This window comes from Pseudohongiella acticola, from assembly GCF_001758195.1.
Classification (GTDB): Bacteria; Pseudomonadota; Gammaproteobacteria; order Pseudomonadales; family Pseudohongiellaceae; genus Pseudohongiella; species Pseudohongiella acticola.
This window is the reverse complement of sequence record NZ_MASR01000001.1, coordinates 733,446-749,753: the sequence shown is the minus strand read 5'-3', so window position 1 is coordinate 749,753 and position 16,308 is coordinate 733,446. Positions and strand designations below refer to the sequence as shown.

General features: G+C 55.4%; 13 protein-coding genes. 10 read left to right on the top strand and 3 right to left on the bottom strand.

Annotated features, from left to right (window positions below; translation table 11 throughout):
• The first annotated feature begins 80 nt into the window (after window positions 1-80).
• The 3 genes from PHACT_RS03295 (at window position 81) to PHACT_RS03285 (ending at window position 2,821) form a co-directional block, all read left to right on the top strand.
• A complete protein-coding gene (locus PHACT_RS03295) occupies window positions 81-755 on the top strand; it encodes a TetR/AcrR family transcriptional regulator (RefSeq protein WP_070115901.1) in 675 nt (224 codons plus the stop codon).
• The gene (locus PHACT_RS03290) at window positions 745-1,338 is read left to right on the top strand and encodes a class I SAM-dependent methyltransferase (protein ID WP_070115900.1); all 594 of its coding nucleotides are present in this window, start codon (window positions 745-747) and stop codon (window positions 1,336-1,338) included. The genes PHACT_RS03295 and PHACT_RS03290 overlap by 11 nt, the downstream gene beginning before the upstream one ends.
• Before the next feature lie 196 nt (window positions 1,339-1,534).
• Window positions 1,535-2,821 carry a nitrate regulatory protein gene (locus PHACT_RS03285; protein WP_070115899.1) on the top strand — a complete coding sequence of 429 codons (1,287 nt, stop codon included), beginning with the start codon at window positions 1,535-1,537 and terminating at the stop codon, window positions 2,819-2,821.
• On the opposite strand, the gene PHACT_RS03280 is transcribed toward PHACT_RS03285, so the two are convergent.
• Genes PHACT_RS03280 through PHACT_RS03270 form a run of 3 tightly spaced genes read right to left on the bottom strand, consistent with a single transcriptional unit; the run spans window position 2,815 to window position 6,057 of the window.
• Window positions 2,815-3,603: an ABC transporter ATP-binding protein gene (locus PHACT_RS03280; RefSeq protein WP_070115898.1), complete on the bottom strand. Its 789-nt coding sequence runs from the start codon at window positions 3,601-3,603 to the stop codon at window positions 2,815-2,817. The two genes, PHACT_RS03285 and PHACT_RS03280, sit on opposite strands and share 7 nt — an antisense overlap.
• 28 nt (window positions 3,604-3,631) lie before the next feature.
• Window positions 3,632-4,633, bottom strand: coding sequence for an ABC transporter permease (locus PHACT_RS03275; RefSeq protein WP_169819376.1), 1,002 nt, complete (start codon window positions 4,631-4,633; stop codon window positions 3,632-3,634).
• A 47-nt stretch (window positions 4,634-4,680) separates the two neighbouring features.
• Window positions 4,681-6,057 (bottom strand): CmpA/NrtA family ABC transporter substrate-binding protein, encoded by a 1,377-nt coding sequence (locus PHACT_RS03270; RefSeq protein ID WP_070115897.1) that lies wholly within the window; start codon window positions 6,055-6,057, stop codon window positions 4,681-4,683.
• A gap of 663 nt (window positions 6,058-6,720) precedes the next feature.
• Between PHACT_RS03270 and nirB the strand changes: the two genes are divergently transcribed.
• The 7 genes from nirB (at window position 6,721) to mobA (ending at window position 16,302) form a co-directional block, all read left to right on the top strand.
• A complete protein-coding gene (nirB, locus tag PHACT_RS03265; RefSeq protein WP_070115896.1) occupies window positions 6,721-9,246 on the top strand; it encodes a nitrite reductase large subunit NirB in 2,526 nt (841 codons plus the stop codon).
• Window positions 9,246-9,587, top strand: coding sequence for a nitrite reductase small subunit NirD (gene nirD / locus PHACT_RS03260; protein WP_070115895.1), 342 nt, complete (start codon window positions 9,246-9,248; stop codon window positions 9,585-9,587). The genes nirB and nirD overlap by 1 nt, the downstream gene beginning before the upstream one ends.
• On the top strand, window positions 9,587-10,876 hold the full coding sequence (locus PHACT_RS03255; protein ID WP_070115894.1) for an NAD(P)/FAD-dependent oxidoreductase: 1,290 nt from the start codon (window positions 9,587-9,589) through the stop codon (window positions 10,874-10,876). The genes nirD and PHACT_RS03255 overlap by 1 nt, the downstream gene beginning before the upstream one ends.
• A complete protein-coding gene (locus PHACT_RS03250) occupies window positions 10,873-13,581 on the top strand; it encodes a nitrate reductase (protein WP_070115893.1) in 2,709 nt (902 codons plus the stop codon). Before PHACT_RS03255 ends, PHACT_RS03250 begins: the two co-directional genes overlap by 4 nt.
• Window positions 13,575-14,375 (top strand): uroporphyrinogen-III C-methyltransferase, encoded by an 801-nt coding sequence (gene cobA / locus PHACT_RS03245; RefSeq protein WP_070115892.1) that lies wholly within the window; start codon window positions 13,575-13,577, stop codon window positions 14,373-14,375. The genes PHACT_RS03250 and cobA overlap by 7 nt, the downstream gene beginning before the upstream one ends.
• Window positions 14,376-14,439: 64 nt before the next feature.
• A complete protein-coding gene (locus PHACT_RS03240) occupies window positions 14,440-15,675 on the top strand; it encodes an alginate export family protein (protein ID WP_083264301.1) in 1,236 nt (411 codons plus the stop codon).
• Window positions 15,676-16,302 (top strand): molybdenum cofactor guanylyltransferase, encoded by a 627-nt coding sequence (mobA, locus tag PHACT_RS03235; RefSeq protein WP_070115891.1) that lies wholly within the window; start codon window positions 15,676-15,678, stop codon window positions 16,300-16,302. It begins immediately after the preceding gene.
• The last annotated feature ends 6 nt before the right edge of the window (window positions 16,303-16,308 follow it).

Here is a 16,308-nt window from a genome sequence, read left to right as displayed (position 1 = left end):
CGGGTGAAAAGGATTGGTGTGCAGATGCGTCTGTTATAAACCACGCTTGACAAATAGTCAAACTCTGTAAAGATGTACTAATGAATCAAGCAGCCAGAAATAGCTCGACTGAGAACCCCAACAAGGGCCCCGGCAAGGGCCCCGACAAGCGCCCTACAAAAAGCGCAGACCAGCGTGATGCCCTCCTCATTGAAGCTGCGCTACGCAAATTCCTGCGCTACGGCATGGGCCGTACCACCATGAGCGACATCGCGGGCGAAGCGGGCGTTTCAAGACAGACATTGTATGCCAGTTTTGCCAGTAAAGAGGAGTTGTTGCGCGCTACCATTCGCTATCTGGCGGATCGTAACGTAGACGAGATTACACGTGCCTGCGCCAGCACACGGGATCTGGGGGCGCAACTTGATGCGGTGATGCTGCATACGGCGATACGCAGTTACGATTTGCTGCATGCCTCGCCGGATGCCCATGATATTGTCAGTGGCTTCGATGCCGCCTGCCGGGAAGAGCTGACCGAGGCCGCCGGGCGTTATTGTGAGTTGATAGCAGACCTCTTGCAGCCTTATGCGGTGGATATCCGGGCACGTGGCATGAGCGTGATGCAGCTGGCCGATTTTATTCAACGATCCACGCTCACACTAAAACACCAGGCAACCAGTCGGGCACATCTCGATGCGCTGGCCTGCGCACTCAAAATACTGGTACTTAACTTGCTGGACCTCAAACCTGACCAAGGTGATGTCTGTGAGTCATGACGATCGCGAGAAGTGGCAGCACAAGTACAGGCGGGGGGCTTATGCCGGCCGGCGACATCCCGCCAGCTATCTGCAACAGCAATTGCCTGCCTTGACTCCACCCTGCAAGCGGGCGCTGGACCTTGCTTGTGGTGCCGGTCGCAATGCGCTCTACCTGGCCGGGCAGGGTTATCATGTCGATGCTGTCGACATCGCCCGCGAGGGCCTGCAGCGTGGCAGGGCAGCGGCAATGGAAGACACTCTTGCTGGTATTCAATGGCATGAACAGGATCTGGATGACGGCCTGCCAGCCGCGTTGACCGGTTACGGCCTGATACTGATGATTCGTTATCTTGATATCGATCTGTTGCGGGCTGTCTGTCGGCGGTTGCAGCCGGGCGGTTATATACTGGCAGAGGTACATTTGCAGTCTGACAGTCCCGTGGCCGGACCCTCCAGCAATGACTTCCGCGCTGCTCCGGGCGCATTGGCGGATGTCGCCGCCGACCTTGATATCATCGATTGTTGGGAGGGCATTACCGCCGATCCTGATGGCAAAGATGTGGCTCTGGCGCGTTTGCTGGCTCGCCTGCCGGTTGCCTGAAAGGCTGGATGGGCTGAATCTGTATGCGTGCTGGGTGTGTACTGGATGCGTACTGGATGCGTACTGGATGAAAGCCCCTCTGGCCTGTATATTGCTTGCCCTCCCGTACCGATCAGTCCATTGGGTGGCAACAAAGCAGACTCGCTGCCACTGATACTGACTGCTTATTGTGACAGAACAAAGAGTCAACCGATTGATGAAAAAGGAAAAAACCGCCAAGGATCGCGGCTTCAGAACGGCCGCCGACTACCTGACGGCATCAAAACAATGTGAAATCAGAAACCTCAAGTCACTGCTGTCCCTGTGCGAACTGGTGGTGGCGTGCGGCAATCTGGTGCACGCGCTGCAGCGCGAACGCGGTGCATCCAATCTCTTCCTTGGCTCCGGTGGCCAGCGGTTTGAGTCCGAACTGACTCAGATTCGCCAGCGCACCGATGCCGAAGTCACTGATTTTCGAAGCACGCTCAGCGCTGCTAATGCGCATCTGGATCGTCTGGCCGATGGGACGCGAATGTTCAGTGGCCTGGCGTATGCGGTGCATGCGTTGTCGGAATTGCACCTGCTGCGCGGCAAAGTATCGGCGCAACAGCTGGACGCTGGCGTTGTCACTGAAGCGTATAGTGCTGTTGTGCAGGGCCTGTTGCTGATTGTGTTTGAAACCGCAGATATCGCGGCTGACCCGGAAATAGCCAGGGCACTGGTGGCCATGTTCAACCTGATGCAGGGTAAAGAACTGGCGGGTCAGGAGCGAGCAGCCGGTTCTGCCGGATTTGCCAGTCTGCATTTTGATGATGACCGCAACGCATTGCTGGCACACCTGATTGCCACGCAGGAGCGCTGTTTCGAAATATTCCTGCAATTCGCTGATGCGGACTCGGTTTCACGCTGGTCCTCACTGCAACGGACTCCGGAACTGCTGGAGATAGAACGCATGCGACGGTATGCGGCGGCGTCCACCAGTCCGGTGGCGCGTGAACTGGAACTGGCAGATCGATGGTTCAGCCTGATGACGGTTCATATTGATGGCATGAAGCAGGTTGAAAACTCACTGGAGAATTTTTTGACCCGGTTGTGTGTTGACCGCCTGGCGCAGGCAGAAGCAAGCCTGAAAAAGAGTCAGCTGGCGCTGGGAAATCTGGGCAGTACAAATGAGTTCAGTACGGAACCGTTTGTCCTGGTCAGGGCCAGCCACCCGCTTGATGAGCGATCCGATACCAAGGGTTATGGAAAATCCATGATGGAACTGCTGCAGTATCAATCCCAGCGTTTACAGCAGATGAACAGCGAGCTTACCGAGGCGCGCGCGGCCCTGGAAGAACGCAAGTTACTGGAGCGCGCCAAGGCCTTGCTGATGAAGCATCGAGGCATAAGCGAAGATGAGGCGCACAAATTGCTCAGGAACATGGCAATGAACCAGAGCAGGCGCCTTGTTGACGTCGCCCGCTCGGTTATCGACATGGCGGCAGTCTGGCACAATCAGTGAGTAGCCTGATGGCCATCATACAGAAAGCGCAAGACAGCCTGCCGGTAATTATTGTAGTCGGCGTCATTGGCCAGTGCCAGACGATCACGTGGCCTGGGCAATTCGACATGCAGGACTTCGCCCACGGTCGCCAGTGGTCCGACAGTCAACATCACGATTTTATCTGACAACAGTACCGCTTCATCTACATCATGCGTGATCATGATGACTGTGTTGTTGAGCGCGGAGTGAATACGCATAACCTCTTCCTGCAGGTGGGCACGTGTTAACGCATCCAGCGCACCAAAAGGTTCATCCATCAACAGCACCTTGGGCTCCATCGCCAACCCCCGGGCAATGCCCACACGCTGCTTCATGCCACCGGATATTTCATGTGGCCTTTTGTCTTTTGCTTCCGTCATGTGCACCAGTTCGAGGTTGTGCGTAATCCAGTCATGCATTTCAGCGCGACTCTTTTTGCCTTTGAAAACCTGCTTTACCGCCAGAGCAACATTTTCGTATACCGTCAGCCAGGGCAGCAGGGCATGGTTCTGAAACACCACGGCGCGGTCCGGACTGGGTGAGTCGACCTGGCGGCCTTCAAGAATGACGCCTCCTTCGGTCGCCTGGTAGAGACCGGCGACAATGTTCAAGATGGTGGACTTGCCACAACCGGAATGACCGATGAGTGAAATGTATTCGCCTTTGGCTACCTTCAGATTGACTTGATCCAGGGCTTTGAATGGAACATTGTTGGTATTGAATTCAATGCCGACATTACTGAGTTCCAGATAGGTTTGCATGTATATTTCTCCTTGTTCGGGGCGTTGATCAGCGCAGTGTGCTGGTTTTGTCCCAGCTGACGTAGCGCTGTATCGTCAACATAAGCTTGTCCAGAATGAAGCCAATAATGCCGATGACCAGAACGGCAACCATGATTCTTCCCATTGAATCGGAACTGCCATTCTGGAATTCATCCCAGATGAATTTACCCAGCCCCGGGCTTTGTGCCAGCATTTCGGCAGCAATCAGAACCATCCAGCCGGTAGCAAGCGACAGGCGCATGCCAGTGAATATCATCGGTATGGCAGAGGGTAGAACGATTTTTCTGATGTGCTGTAATGGCGGGAGCCGTATTACCCGACTAACGTTGATCAGGTCTTTGTCGACGCTGGCGACACCCACCGTTGTGTTAATGACGGTGGGCCAGAGACAACATAGCGCAACCGTGACCGCCGATGTGACAAAGGCTTTGCTGAACAGTTCGCTCTCGCTAACATACAGGGCGCTGACAACCATGGTCACCAGTGGCAACCAGGCCAGCGGTGATACCGGTTTAAAAATCTGCACCACAGGGTTGACGGCACTGTACACGGCTTCGCTGAGTCCACAAAAAATGCCCAGTGGAATGGCGACGGCCATGGCAATGGCAAAACCAAAGGCAACGGTTAACAGACTGGTGCCTATCTGATCGATAAACGTGGGTCGCCCGGTGTAAGGGCGGATAGACACATCTGCATCGGGATTGCTCGCCAGTCGCTCCGCGTTACGTGCTTCCTGCCGTACATAGAAGTCGCGTTCGTTCTGTTGCTCCCGCTGATATTCGGCATATAAATTTCCGCTTTGTTCGATTACCTCCTGTGGTCCCGGGAATTTTCCCAGTGAGGTGTCTATGTTGTTGGCAGCGCCCTGCCACAGCAGAACAAACACGGTTATGCCAATAAAAGACAGAAGCCATGACCTCATGAGCGTGGTCAACTGCGACCCCGGTGCCAGGCTCATGCCTGACAACTGGGGCATAACGTTGCGAAATTTGTGCAAAAGTGTAGCCATAATGTTGGATCCAGTTTGTGTATTCCTTTCCGGCATCTTCAATTCCTTCAAGGGTTCTTGTCCTTCAATCCAATTGTCAGTGATTGCAGGTAAGCATTGGGCTGGCGACCGTCATACGGGATGCCGTCAAGGAACTCGGTCTGTACGGGACGATAACCATCTTCACTGGCGAAGTCCGGGAAGTCCGCTGCCGTCATTTTACCTTCGGCAATCAGCTCTTCGGCCGCCAGCTGATAAATATCAGGCCGGTAGACGCTGGCGGCTGTCTGGTGATACCAGTCGTCGTTTTTGGGTTCGGCAATCTGACCCCAGCGACGCATCTGTGTCAGAAACCAGACGGCATCGGAATAGTAGGGAAACGTGGCATGATTGCGGAAGAACACGTTGAAGTCGGGGACTGGCAGCACTTCACCTTTTTCATATTCGAAGGTACCGGTCATGGAATTGGCGATAACGTCGTAATCTGCCCCTACATAGTGACTACGTGACAGAATTCTTGCTGCCTCTTCGCGGTTGGCATTGTTGTTTTCGTCCAGCCATTTGCCGGCCCGTAACAACGCCTTGACCAACCGAATCGACGTATTGGGGTTTTCCTCGATGAAGGCCTGGGTCATGCCCAGTACTTTCTCCGGGTTATTCTGCCAGATTTCATAGTCAGTGATGACAGGCACACCGATGTCGCGATAGATCGCCTGTTGATTCCATGGCTCGCCGACGCTGTATCCCTTGATTGTGCCAGCGTCCATGGTGGCTGGCATTTGTGGAGGCGGTGTCACAGAAATCATGACATCCGCTTCCAGCGTGCCCGATGTATCACCCCGTTGTGGCGCGTAGTAGCCAGGATGAATACCACCTGCTGCCAGCCAGTAGCGCAGTTCGTAATTGTGCGTCGATACCGGGAACACCATGCCCATGTTGAATGGGTTGCCCTGGGCATGATAGCTCTCGATAACAGGCTTCAGGGCCTGGGCGCTGACGGGTCTTAGCACGCGGCCGTCCTGCTGTGGTATGTGCGGACGCATCATCTCCCAGACGTCATTGGAGACAGTGATGGCGTTGCCATTCAGGTCAAGGCTCAGTGGCGTGACGATGTGAGCGCTGGTGCCGTAACCAATGGTGGCCGCCAACGGCTGGCCGGCGAGCATGTGAGCGCCGTCGAGCCGGCCGTCGATAACGCCGTCCAGCAGTACCCGCCAGTTCGCCTGCGGCTCCAGAGTTACATACAGACCTTCGTCTTCGAAAAACCGTTTTTCATAGGCAATTGCCAGCGGCGCCATGTCGGTGAGTTTGATGAACCCCAGCGTCAGGTCTTCTTTTTCCGGCCAACCGACATCGGCAGCAACGCCGGCTGATATGGCCCAAAGGTTGCTGGTAAGGAAAAGTGCAGTGGCAGAACGCTGAATCGTCCTTTGTATGCTACGCATGATGAAACTCCCTTGCTGTGTTCAAAATAGATCTGTTAGAAAACCAAAGAGAAAGCTCAACAAAAGTTCGCTAAACAATCCAATAGTCAACCAAAAAAAAAGCGCCCACCCGCGATAGCAGAAAACTCTGCAGATCACGTGCGGACGCCATTGCCCTTAAAACGTGACAGGTAACCCATCTTTGGGCGCTGTCACAGTCGGTCTACCCCGATAATGCATTTACTGTGCCAAAGCCTGCCTGCTGGTGGAATACGGTCAGGAGCGTCTTTATAAGCCAGGGAAAATGGGGGGATGAGTCAGTAATGCGCCGCCAATGCCAAGGGGCGGTCAGGCACCGGGGTTTGCCTTATTTCAGTGCAGGGCGCGCAAAAACGATGCACAACAATGGACCGAGGTCATCATCGACAGGCAGCCGCCAGACTATGCTTGATTGCGCTGTAGGCCAGAGAACACGGGTTCCTAAGTAATAATTAAAATAATTTTGGGCGGCTGGCATAGCTTTTGCTCAACCTATGACACAGGTCACCTGCCTGACTGGAATCAAAGGCGATTTCGAGATCATTTGCAGTGACATAAAGATTTCAGGGCAATGGCGCTCATGACACGACAATAGTCGTGTGATGGGCGCTTTTTTTTTGCCTCGGAGAATGAAGGAGAAGGTGCATGAAGAAGCGTCAGTTGTTGGTGATTGGCAATGGCATGGTAGGTCAGCGATTCCTTGAAGAGCTGGTCGCGCTGCAACATGAGTTTGAGGTGACGGTATTCTGCGAAGAGAGTCGTCCGGCTTACGACCGCGTGCAGCTAAGCGCCTGGTTCAGTGGTGCCACCGCAGAAGACCTGGCATTGGGAACCCTTCCCTTCTTTGAAGAGCATGGGATCAGGTTTCTGTGCGATGAGGCCGTCGTCTGCATTGATCGTGACGCCCGTCAGGTCACTGGCAGCAAAGGCAACGACTATCCCTATGATGTGCTGGTACTGGCGACCGGCTCCTATCCTTTTGTGCCACCGATTGCCGGCAGCGATCGCGATGCCTGTCATGTCTACCGCACAATAGACGATCTGGAGGCGATCAATGCGTCGGCCGCTACCAGCCGTCGTGGTGTCGTGATTGGCGGTGGGCTGCTGGGTCTGGAGGCCGCCAAAGCCTTAAAGGATCTGGGTCTGGAAACCCATGTCGTCGAATTTGCGCCACGCCTGATGGCGGTCCAGCTTGATGCCAGCGGTGGCGAGATGTTACGCAGCAAGATCACTGCACTTGGGGTTTCGGTGCATACCGGAAAGGCGACACAGCGTATTGAAGATGGTGAACAGCACCGACACCGTCTGGTTTTTGCTGAGGACGCGCTAGAGACTGATCTGGTGCTGTTCTCAGCCGGCATCCGGCCACGTGATCAGCTGGCACGTGATTGCGGTCTGAGTATCGGCGAACGCGGTGGTGTTGTCATCGATGACCAGTGCCGTACATCAGATCCCGATATTTTTGCAATAGGCGAAGTGGCGCTGTGGCAGCAACGAATATTTGGTCTGGTGGCACCGGGCTACGATATGGCACGCAAACTCGCATCACTGCTGTGCGGCGATGACAGCGCCATGTTCAGCGGCGCCGATATGAGCACCAAACTGAAACTGCTGGGGGTTGAAGTGGGCTCAATTGGTCTGGCACAGGGTGGGGCACCTGAATACCGCGTGTGTTCGATAGAAGATGCCAGCGCAGGTGTATACAAAAAGCTGGTAATAAGCGAAGACGGCAAACGCCTGCTGGGCGCAGTCCTTGTGGGTGACACCAGTGACTATGACGCACTGCTGCAGTACAGCCTGAATGCACTCGATCTACCTGATTCCCCGATCAGCCTTATTGCCCCGTCAGCAGGTGAAAAACCGATGCTGGGCGTTGATGCATTGCCGGCAACGGCGCAGATATGTTCCTGTAACAATGTCAGTAAGGGTGACATTTGCAGCGCCATAAGTGCCGGCTGTACCACTATTGGTGCGCTGAAGAAGGAAACCCGGGCGTCGTCAACCTGCGGTGGTTGCACGACGTTGGTTAAGCAGGTGCTGGATGCAGAACTCAAGAGCCAGGGTATAGAAATCAATAATGACCTGTGTGAACACTTTGCCTACACCCGCCAGGGGCTGTATCACCTGGTTCGGGTAAACGGCATCCGCTCGTTTGATGAGTTGCTGGCACAGCACGGCCGTGGTCAGGGTTGCGACATATGTAAACCGGCGATCGGCTCCATTCTGGCGTCATGCTGGAATGATTATGTACTGGATCCGCGTCATGTCGGACTGCAGGATACCAATGACAACTTTCTTGCCAATTTGCAGAAAGACGGCAGCTATTCAGTCGTTCCTCGTGTGCCCGGCGGTGAGATCACCCCGGCTAAACTGCTTGTGCTGGCCCAGGTGGCCGAAAAATACGATCTTTATACCAAGATTACCGGCGGCCAGCGTATCGACCTGTTTGGTGCGCGTGTAGACCAGCTTCCATCAATCTGGCGTGATCTGGTGGACGCAGGTTTTGAATCCGGTCACGCATATGGCAAATCCCTGCGGACCGTCAAATCCTGCGTGGGTTCAAGCTGGTGCCGGTATGGCGTACAGGACTCGGTCAGCATGGCGATATATATCGAGGAGCGATACCGCGGCCTGCGCTCGCCACACAAATTAAAAATGGCGGTGTCAGGCTGTACGCGGGAATGTGCTGAAGCGCAAAGCAAGGATGTGGGTGTTATTGCCACAGAGCAGGGCTGGAATCTTTATGTCTGTGGCAATGGCGGTATGCGTCCACGTCATGCCGAACTGTTTGCCAGCGACCTTGATGACAAGACCCTGATTCAAACCATTGATCGCTTTCTGATGTTTTACATCCAGACCGCCGATCGTCTGCAGCGTACGTCGGTATGGCGCGATAACATGGAAGGTGGCCTGGGTTACCTGCAGGACGTCATTATCAATGATTCACTGGGTATCGCTGACGAACTTGAAACCCAGATGCAGTCGGTCATCGATACCTATGTCTGTGAGTGGAAGCGCACCATCGAAGACCCCGTTGCTTTGAAACGCTTCCGACCTTTCCTCAATGATGATCAGCCGGATGAGCAGATTATCTATGTACGCGAACGAGGGCAGAAACGACCGGCACGTGCCGATGAAAAAACAAGCGATGATGTTCTGGAGACTGCGTAATGAATGACACAAGTCAATGGGTAGAGGTGGGCGCACTGGATGACCTGATCCCGGGAACAGGGGCGGCAGTGCGGATAGAGGGTAAGCAGATAGCTGTGTTCAGGACCGGAGAAGGTGTGTTCGCACTGGACAACCGTGACCCGTTCAGCGATGCAAACGTATTGAGTCGCGGTTTGACAGGCGATATCGCGGGACGATCAGTGGTGGCCTCACCCGTGTACAAACAACACTTCTGTTTACAGACCGGAACCTGTCTTGAGGATGAGGAAAAGAATATCCAGGCTTACCCGGTGAGCGTGAGAGACGGTCGGGTTTTTATATCGGCAATGGAGGCGGTGTAATGCCGGGGCAGGAGCACAAGCCTAAACTATTGATAGTAGGTTTTGGCATGGCGGCAGGCCGCCTGTTGCAGGAGGTTCAGCTGCTGGCGCCAGGTCTTTTTGATATCACCGTCATCGGCGAAGAGCCGCAGGCTGCCTACAACCGTATTCTGTTGTCACCCCTGCTGGCTGGTGAATCGGAGGCGTCCATCTTGCCTTTGCAGACATCCTCCTGGTACCAGTCCAACGGCATTGATGTGCAGACAGGGGACCCGGTAACCGACCTGGATGTTGAACAGCGAGTGGCGCATACGGCATCCGGCAAGCAGTACCCCTGGGACCTGCTGGTGCTGGCCACTGGGTCACGTGCTGCCCGACTGCCACTGCCGGGGGCGGAATTGTCAGGTATTGTAAGCTTACGAACCCTGGACGAAGCCAACGAGGTTATGGCTCGTCTGAACAATGAAACTGCCTCTGACCGTCGCGCAGTTGTTGTCGGCGGTGGTGTGCTTGGCCTTGAAGCTGCCTGTGCGTTACAGAACAGAGGCGTTGCCACTACCGTTGTCCACAACGCCAGTTGGCCGATGAATCGGCAGCTGGATTGCGAGGCAGGTGAGTATCTTGCCGCCACGCTGGCGGCACGCAATATCCGTTTTATCAGTGACGCCCAATGCGATCATTTTGTTGCCACGGCCGATGGCGCCCGTGTCGCCGCTTTGCAGATGGGCGACGGTGAGACGCTGGCCTGCGATCTGGTGATTATGGCGGTCGGCATTATCCCGGAAGTGTCACTGGCGCGACAGACAAAGCTTTCAGTTGCCCGTGCTATCAATGTCGATGGCTGGTTGCGTAGCGACGTAACGGGGGTTTTTGCATTAGGCGAGTGCTGTGAAATTGATGGCGAACAGTTTGGTCTGGTTGCACCCATTTATCGGCAGGCTCAGGTATTGGCCGAGGTGCTGCAGCGTTGCGCTACTTCTGGCGCCAAGGCCGATGTGTCAGATATTGCACCCTATACCCGGCAGGCACTACCAACCCGTCTGAAAGTCAGTGGCGTTCACGTTTTTTCTGCCGGATGCCTGGATGACGTTGTAGAACCGCCGGCGCACGCGCAACGAAGTCTTGCCTGGCGCGATCGCGACAATCTGGAATACCGTCGTTTGTGGTGGCAGGAAGGCCGACTGCAGGCTGCGGTCATGTTTGGCGAGATTGGTGACAGCGCAATATACGAACAGCTGATCGAGCAACAGGTGCCGGTGCAGGCGACGGTGCGAGCCCTGCTAACACCGAACGCTCTGGTGCAGCCATGAGCGCCGTTGAGTCAACCTGCCCCTATTGTGGTGTTGGCTGCGGCGTCTCCGTCGACGTTAGCGACGATGCCACTCAGGTGTCAGTCAAAGGGGACAAAACCCATCCAGCGAATGCTGGTCGCCTCTGTGTCAAAGGCAGTGCGCTGGCGGATACTCTGGGCTTGCAGTCACGCCTGCTGAAACCCAGAGTTGATGGTCTGCAGGCAAGCTGGGATCACGCGCTGAGTGCCGTGAGTAAACGTCTGTCGGACACAGTGGCAAGGTACGGTTCCGAGTCGGTAGCATTCTATGTGTCTGGGCAGTTGTTGACAGAAGACTACTATGTCGCCAATAAACTGCTGAAGGGTTTCATTGGCACCGCCAACATCGATACCAACAGTCGCCTGTGTATGTCGACAGCCGTGGCTGCACATAAACGTGTGCTGGGCAGCGACACCGTGCCAGGTTGTTATGAGGATCTGGAACTGGCGGACCTGCTGATCATTACCGGCTCCAACATGGCGTGGACACATCCAGTGGTTTATCAACGCATTGTTGCCGCCAAACAGGCCAGACCGCATATGAAGATTGTGGTCATTGATCCCCGGAAAACAGCAACCAGCGAACTGGCCGACCTGCATCTGCAGCTGGCTCCGGGATCCGATATCTGGTTGTTCGATGGTTTGCTGGCGTGGCTGCTGGACTCAACCGCCATTGATGCAAGGTATCTGAACGATCATACGGAAAATTATTCCGAGCTGGTGAAACAGTGCCGACAGCGTGACAATGACATCAGCAGCATTGCCCAGCGCTGTCAGGTCGACGAAGACGAACTACGCACCTTCTACCAATGGTTTGTACGCACAGCCAGAACAGTCACTGTCTTTTCGCAGGGCATCAATCAGTCTGCACACGGCGTTGATCAGGCCAGTCTGATACTCTACTGCCATCTGGTGACCGGTCGGGTTGGCAAGCCTGGCGCAAGTCCGTTTTCCATTACCGGTCAACCAAATGCCATGGGTGGACGTGAAGTCGGCGGCCTCGCCAATCAGTTGGCCGCGCACATGGACATTGACAACCCGGCCCATCACGCCCTGGTCAGTGAGTTCTGGCAGACACAAAAACTGGCAACGACGCCAGGCCTCAAAGCCGTGGATATGTTCAGAGCCGTGGCAGACGGCAAAATTCGTTTTATCTGGATCATGGCGACCAATCCTGTGGTGTCAATGCCTGAAGCCGAGCTGGTGCGTAATGCGCTGGCGGGCTGCGACCACGTTGTCGTGTCAGACTGCATCGCGGACACGGACACCACGCGGATGGCAGATATACTTCTGCCCGCCGCTGCCTGGGGCGAAAAATCCGGCACAGTTACCAACTCGGAACGATGTATTTCTCGTCAACGCGGATTTTTGCCATTGCCGGGTTCGTCCAGGCCGGATTGGTGGATCATAAGTCAGGTCGCCAAGCACCTGGGTTTCGAACACGCATTTGATTACCAATGTGCAGCTGACATATTCCGTGAACATGCCGCGTTGTCGACGTACAAAAATGGTGGTACCCGCGATTTTGATATTGGCGCCCTGATGCAGCTGGACAATGCCCAATACGATGCGCTGCCGCCTGTGCAGTGGCCTTTGACCCCTGCATCGACAGTGTCCAGCGGTCTGGCTGGCAAGGCGCGGATGTTCGCTGACGGGCGATTTTATACGCCTTCCGGGCGCGCCCGCTTTTTGTCGGTTGCGCCCGGATCATTGCCACAGACCACTGACGCCGAATTCCCTTTGTGGCTGAACACCGGTCGTATACGCGATCAGTGGCACACCATGACGCGGACCGGGCTCAGCGGCAAGCTGCAGAAACATATCAGTGAACCCTTTGTTGAACTGCATCCCATGGATCTGCAGCTACGTGGGCTTCATGCTGGTGACCTGGCGCTTATCAGCAGCCGTCATGGCCAGTGTGTGATGCGCGTGCGAGATCAGGCCGGACAATCACCGGGCAGCGTTTTTATGCCGATTCACTGGAATGACACTGTCGCCTCCAATGCGCGTGTGGATAAACTGGTATCAGCAATCTGCGACCCGATCTCCGGCCAGCCAGCCTTCAAACAAACACCCGTGACGGTATCGCGGCTGTCCGTGAAGTGGCAGGCCGTGCTGGTCTCCTCCCGTCGATTGACATTGCCGTCTGCCAGTTATTGGAGCACACGAAACCTGGACGGCTTGTATTTCACGACACTGGCAGGTGAGAAGAACATCGACGCTGGCTTACTGAAGAAATTATGGGCTGAGGTAGCGACAAGCTGGGCCGAGATTGAGGACAGCCATCAGGACTCCCTGCGCCTGATCGGTCGCAACAACGCCGGACTGCAGATCTGGTTCGCATTGCAGACCACAACCGTTCCCGAGGTAGATGAAGACTGGTTGTCAGCAAGCTGGCAGCAGGAAAATATATCCATGCGTGATCTTGTGCTGGGTTGCGATGCCGGTAATCAGAGTGAGGCGAAGGGCACATTGGTGTGTACCTGTATGCAGGTTTACGAAAAAACTATTCAACAGGCCATTGCGTCAGGTTGCACGGATACTGCGAAGATAGGCAGAAAAACACGTGCAGGAACCAATTGTGGATCATGCATACCGGAGTTGAACCGGCTACTGGTGTCCACGGCAGCGGCGCCGGCCGTGCAGTGCGACACATCATCAAAAATTGAGGAGTCACTATGCTGACCGTGATTAAACCACATAGCAAAGCATTACCTGCCGGACAGGTCTGGCTGGTGGGTGCCGGGCCAGGAGACCCGGAATTGATCAGCGTCAAGGGGCTGCGTCTGATTCGACAGGCCGATGTGCTTGTTTATGATCGCCTGGTGGCCAGTGAACTTTTGTCAGAGGCGCGTGCCGACGCGGTAATGGTCGACGTTGGCAAACGTCCGGGACATCACCCGGTCCCGCAACACCAGATTGAAAACATATTGTTGATGCATGCACGCGCCGGGAAATCGGTGGTCAGGCTAAAAGGCGGTGATCCCTTTGTTTTTGGTCGGGGAGGGGAAGAAATGGTGAGTCTGCAGGCGGCGGGTATCATTGTCAGTGTGGTGCCAGGTATCACTGCTGCTTCAGCCTGCGCTGCTACAGCCGGATTCCCATTGACCCAGCGCGGCATGGCCTCGGGTGTCTGTCTGACCACGGCTCACTACGCTGATGAACAGGATCATACTCACTGGCAGTCACTGGCGGCGGACCGTTCGCGAACATTGGTTTTCTATATGGGACTCGCCAGTCTGGCAACAATCCGTAGCAACCTGATCAAGCACGGACTGTCTGGTTCGACGCCAGCGGCGCTCATTGAAAATGGCAGTCGCAACGATCAGCGAACCTGTTATTGCAGTGTGGCAGAGATCGACCGCGTTGCCCGCAATCATAAATTACAAAGCCCATGTCTGCTGGTTATTGGCGACGTCGTGGCGCTGGCGGAACAAAACAATAAAGTCGAGCAGGCAGCCGACGTGCTGAGTGCCTGAGCATCATAAGAAAGTGGGAGGGTCACAACTTGAACCAAGAGACCAAACGCAAAAAGGACTGAAAATGAAACCACATTCTTCGACCGTTGTACCGACTGTTCTGGCTGCCACTGCGGTGATGTTATTGACAACGGCTACGTCGACCCTGGCTCAGACAGAGCCGGCGCTGGGCACGGCTTTGACATCAGGCAGCACCAACCTGAGCTTCAGGCTGCGAAGCGAACATGTTGATGACGCCGGTTTTATCGGTGATGCCGCCGCCAACACACTGCGAACCCGGTTGAGCTGGCGTAGCGGAAACTGGGAGAACATGAACCTGTTGTTGGAAATGGATAGTGTGACCTATCTGGGTGACGATCGCTTCAACAATACACGCAATTCCAATACGCGCTATCCAGTAGTGGCTGATCCCGATGGGGTCGACCTGAATCAGGCGGCATTGCAGTATCGACTCGATGGCGGCAGTGTGACTGCCGGGCGCCAGCGTCTGCTGCGTGGCAATCAGCGTTTTGTTGGCAGTGTTGGCTGGCGCCAGAATGAACAGACGTTTGACGCCATCGCACTGAACCTGACGCCAACATCGACGCTGGAGCTGGATTATGCCTGGGTGAATGATACCCGTCGCATCTTTGGCCCGGAGAATGGTAACCCGCCGGCGGCGCTAGACAGTGATCATCATCTATTGAATGCGCGCTGGCGCGTCAGCGCCGAACTCAACCTTGATTTCTACAGTTACTCGCTGGCCTTTAGCGAAGCGCCCGCTTTGTCGTCCGCTACACACGGGCTGGCTGTAACCGGTGAGCGCGAGCTTGGCACGGACACGCAGGTCGACTATCGCATCGAGTATGCCCGACAGTCGGATTATCGTAATAACCCCAACGACTATAGCGCTGACTATGTGATGGTGTCGGCCGGTATCAAAATCAGTGGCGTTCGAGCGGCCCTGTCCCATGAGATCCTGGGGGCCGACAGCAGCGCTGGCATGGCTGTGCAGACGCCACTGGCGACTTTGCACGCGTTTCAGGGTTGGGCCGATAAATTCCTCAACACACCTGCTTTCGGTGTGCGTGATACCGCCGTCAGCCTGGCCGGCAATATTGCCGGCTCCAACCTGACCCTGGCCTGGCATGACTACCAGGCGGATGCGGGTAGCCTGTCGTTGGGACAGGAGGTGAATATTCAGGTGGCAAAAACCTTTGCCTCGCGCTACACGCTGGCGGCGAAGTTTGCCAGCTATCAGGCTGACCGCTATAGCACTGATGCGCAGAAGTTCTGGTTGAGTGCTGAGGCTCGATTCTGAGTGCCGGCCTTCGATCCCTGTTATACATTGATTGTACTGGCCGGCGGTCAGGGCAGCCGTATGGGTGGTTGTGACAAGGGCATGCTGACGCTGGGTCAGCAGACTTTCGCCGAATTACTTGTACACAGGTTGCGTTGTTCCGCTGCGGCTTTCAATCCGGGGTATGGGCCTGTGCTGATCAGTGCCAATCGCAATCAACAGGATTATGGCCGGATCGGGGCACAGGTGTGTGCAGACCTGCGCCCTGACTTTCAGGGGCCTTTGGCCGGGCTGGAGGCTGCTCTGTCCCGGGCGTCCCCAGACCTGCCGGCCGTGATCGTACCGTGTGACATGCCATTGTTGCCGGATAATCTGCCGGCCGGATTGCTGCGTTCGGTTATGGCGGACCAGCGTTCAGTAGCTGTGTTGCACGACGGCCATCGACGCCAGCATCTGTGCCTGGCGTTGTGGCCTCAGTCTGCATTGTTTTCCATCCGTCAACGACTCGATGAAAATCAGCGTTCAGTGGCAGGCTGGCTGGCCGGACAGCTGGTTGCTGACGTGACGTTCAGCGAGGAAAGCGTTGGTGCTCTGCCGTTCGCCTGCAATATAAATAGAACCAGTGATCTGGCCCAACTGCCAGGCTGATATGTT